The organism is Acidimicrobiales bacterium (genome assembly GCA_035533095.1).
In the GTDB taxonomy this organism is placed as follows: domain Bacteria; phylum Actinomycetota; class Acidimicrobiia; order Acidimicrobiales; family Palsa-688; genus DATLUM01.
In genome coordinates this window covers 1-3,647 of record DATLUM010000110.1, presented here as the reverse complement: position 1 = coordinate 3,647, position 3,647 = coordinate 1, and the positions used below count along the sequence as shown (strand labels likewise).

General features: G+C 68.8%; 3 protein-coding genes. 1 reads left to right on the top strand and 2 read right to left on the bottom strand.

All coding sequences use genetic code 11. The annotated features are described in order from the left end of the window. Positions 1–265: 265 nt before the first annotated feature. Positions 266–1,747, bottom strand: a complete 1,482-nt coding sequence (locus tag VNF71_14025) for a hypothetical protein (protein HVA75672.1) — start codon at positions 1,745–1,747, stop codon at positions 266–268. Between the two features lie 2 nt (positions 1,748–1,749). Next, positions 1,750–2,649 carry a hypothetical protein gene (locus VNF71_14020; protein HVA75671.1) on the bottom strand — a complete coding sequence of 300 codons (900 nt, stop codon included), beginning with the start codon at positions 2,647–2,649 and terminating at the stop codon, positions 1,750–1,752. A 19-nt stretch (positions 2,650–2,668) separates the two neighbouring features. On the opposite strand from VNF71_14020, the gene VNF71_14015 reads away from it, so the two are divergent. Beyond that, positions 2,669–3,055, top strand: a complete 387-nt coding sequence (locus VNF71_14015) for a DUF6788 family protein (protein HVA75670.1) — start codon at positions 2,669–2,671, stop codon at positions 3,053–3,055. Positions 3,056–3,647 lie beyond the last annotated feature (592 nt).

Here is a 3,647-nt window from a genome sequence, read left to right as displayed (position 1 = left end):
GCGCCTCAGGAGGCAGTAGCCGAAGGGTATAATTGCTGGTCAGCGCCCTAAACGGCGGCGGTGACAACTGCCTTCACACGGCTGAGGTCGTGGGTTCGAGTCCCGCAGCGCCCACGACAGAGGTCTTCACGGAAGACCTGTTTTATCTTCACCGAAGGGTGTGACAGTTATTGTCCGGAATCGTGGCCGCGTGTGGTCATGGTTCCGGGCGATTTTGTTTTCCGGCGGGGATGGTGGGGTTCGCCGGCGGCGGTGGCGACCGCGATTAGGTGGTGTCGATGAGGTCGTCGATGCTGCGGCGTCGTCGTCGGCGTGTCTTGGGTGGTTGGCCGAGGGTGGCGCGGCGGGCGTCGTGGGCTTGGCGGGTCTCGAAGGCGTCGACGATTCGTTGGTTGCGTATGACGATGGCGCAGGTGAGGAACAGGGTGATGGCGGTGAGGCCCATGAGCCGGCACCAGCCGCGGGTGGTGTCGGTGCTGGCGGGGTCTTTGATGGTGGAGTTGGTGCGTTCGGCGGCGCTGCGACGGGCGTAGGAGTGCCGCCAGGCCGGTCCGGGGTAGTCGTGTTTCTGGGCGGTTTTGGCGTTGATTGCGGGTGGGACGGTGAGGGTTTGTTGGGTGCAGCACAGCGGGGGGTGCTGGGGTGGGTTGAGGATCTCGGGCCGGTCGCGGCCGAGGGTCATGGAGTCGGGGTGCAGTGGGCAGCGGAGTTTGCCGGCCAGGGCGGGACAACCGACGCGGTGATAGCCGTCGGGGTCATCGGCGCTGCGGCGCCCGAGTTTGTAGCGGGCGGTCTCGGTGGTGGCGGTGTCATGAGCGGCGGTCTCGGCGGGGTTGGCGGCTCGGTGGAGGGGGCCGATTTGGAGGAGTGCTGTTGGTGTGCAGGGGCAGAACAGGTTCCCGTTGGCGATGACCGCCCCGCCGTGGGTGCCTTTGGGGCCTCGGTCGGCGGGGTGGTGGTCTTGGACCAGGCGGGCGCCTAGGGAGCGTAGGGGTAACGCCCAGGCCACCGCGGCGCGGTGGGCGTAGCCGGAGTCGGCGAGGATGTCGCCGATGGCGATGCCGGCGTGGTGCATGCGTTCGATGACGGCGACGAACGCCCGGGGCGGGTCGACGTGACAGGAGGTGACGAGCAGCCGGCGGGCCAGTTCGGGCACCGGGGGGCCGGCGTCTTCGGCGACCATGGTGGCGGCTTGGGGGTAGTAGCCGTAGAACAGTTCGTCGTTGACCCCGATGGCGTGGGAGGCCCGATGGCCCCAGGAGGCGTCGGGGTCGGCGCCGATCTGGTCGCGGTGGGGGGCCAGCGCCCAGGTGGGGTGGTCGGTCCAGTCCACGGCCACGGCGCTGGTGGCGTGTTTGTAGCGTTCGGGGACGCTGGCTTCGATCAGGTTGTCGACGACCCCGCTGAGGGCGTCGCTGGGGCAGCCGGCGGGGGCGCCGGCGTGAAGGACGGCCACCACTAGGGCGAAGGTCCGCTCGACTTGGCGGTAGGTGAGGGTGTGCGGACCGGTTCGCCAGTCGACGATGACGCCGAGGCGGCGCCGGTCGGCGGGGGCGAGCCCGACCAGGGCGCGGTGGACTCTGACCAGATGGCCGGGACGGTCATCGGCTTGGGCTAGCAGCATCCCGACCAGCAGGGTCCGGGCCCCGAGTTGGCGGGGCCGACCACCGACGGGCAACACCATCTCGATGCCGGCAGCCACATCGGCGGCGTCGACGATCGCCTCCAGGCGGGCCAGGTCGGCCACGGTCAGCTTCGTCCCCCGAGCACGGCGACGGCATCGGCTTCGCTGGGGGCGGCCAGCCCGGCGATCAGGTCGCCGAGACGCTGCGAGCAGGAGATGCCCGCCGCGTCCATGAACGCTTTGAGCCCGATCCGCTCGGCCGTGGCGGTCAGCCACGTGGAGCGGAGCCGACCGGTATCAAGCCTTCCCAGGTCGACCCCGCCGGCCAACGATGAGATCAGCGGGGTGGTCACATTGTGACGGTCAGGGTCGACGCCGCCGATCATCCAACCGTCGCCGGCGAAGCGCGCCGACGCCACCACACGCTCAAGGTGACACGACAGCACCGGCACCACCCGGGCTCGGCGTCCTCTGACAACGACGACCACCCCACCCGAACGGGCCACCACATCCACACCGCGGGCCCGGCGCAGATCGGCGCCTATCAGCCCGGCCCCGGCCCCCAAACAGATCAGACCCTGGGCTCGCATCCGCCGGGCCACCGTCGCCTGCGCGTCGGCCAACGCCAAGAAGGCGGCGATCTGAGCATGGGTGTAAGGCTGCTTGGCCCGCTGCCTCGGCAACGCCACCGGCGCCACCGCGGCCCCCACCACGCCGGCGACGTGACGCAGGTTGGTGCGCAACGTGCGCCTGGCCGCCCCCGACAACCCCCCGGTGCCGACGATGATGAACCGCTCGATGACCGAGGGGTGCAACAACACCGCCGGCACCGGGTCCATCCCGACCCCGATCCCGAAGCTGGCCAGCCGGGCGCACGCCCACAACAACGCCTTGGCCCGCCCCGGGCTGGCCGGGCCGACCGCCGCCACCGTGGCCCGGGCGAAGATCCCAGCTGCCTCCGGCATCCGAGGGCGGTAGCCGGCGATCACCGCCGCCACCTCGTCCCCCACCGGACCGTTCGCCACAGTATTGATACTGTGGCAGATGATCCGAGACGAACCCGGGATAGCTGAGAAACTGGAAGCGATGGAGCCCACCAAGCGTCAGCGAGCGGCGCTCGAGCGCATCACCGCCGAGCTCGCCGCCCTGGGGCCCTGCCTGCCCGGCAGCCTGGTCACCCGCACCGGCCGTTGCGGCAAACTGGCCTGCTCCTGCCACCACGACCCGCCCCGCCTACACGGCCCGTTCCGGTCCTGGACCCGCAAAATCGCCGGCAAAACCGTCACCCGGCTCCTCACCGACGACCAACTCGCCGCCTACCAGCCCCTCTTCGACAACCACCGCCGACTCAAAACCCTCGTACACGAACTCGAAGAGCTCAGCGTCGCCATCGTCGAACGCGACCGCCACCGAAAACCAACCCACAACTAAACCCACGTGGTCAGCGGCCGCTTACCCCGTGACCCGCACCCAAATCAGCCGATCAAAGACCAGGTCAGACCCTTACGTGAAGACCTCACCAGCCAAAACGGTAGAAACCCCAGGTCAGAGGCGATTTCGGCTCCGACAGTTGGTGACCGTAGAGGACCGCTGGAGACCGTTCTGGGCCACTGTGTGTGGCCCGGGTGTGGCCCGGGCACTGACTGGCGTAAGGACGAGCGTCAAGTAAGGGTCCAAGTCGTCGTGCTGAAGACAGGTGACCGCTTTCGACGGGTAGGCGGTTGGATGGCTGTCGCGTTGGCGAGGGTGGTGATGGCGGCGGACGGCGCCGTGCTGGTGACTGTCCAAACGTCAGTGGCCGTACTGCGATCCGCGGACGCGTAGGATTTCCAACGCTGCGGGCGTTTGGTGTCGACGACGGTCATGGACGGGTGGCTCTCGGGGTGGTCGGGGCCTGGGCAGTCCCAGTTGGCGCAACCCTGACAACCGCTCGGCGGTTCACAGAGTCGGTGGCGAGCTCACCCAGGTTCCGCTGCGACGAAGAGTTATCTCGGTCGTATCCACAGTCAACGTGGCCCGTATT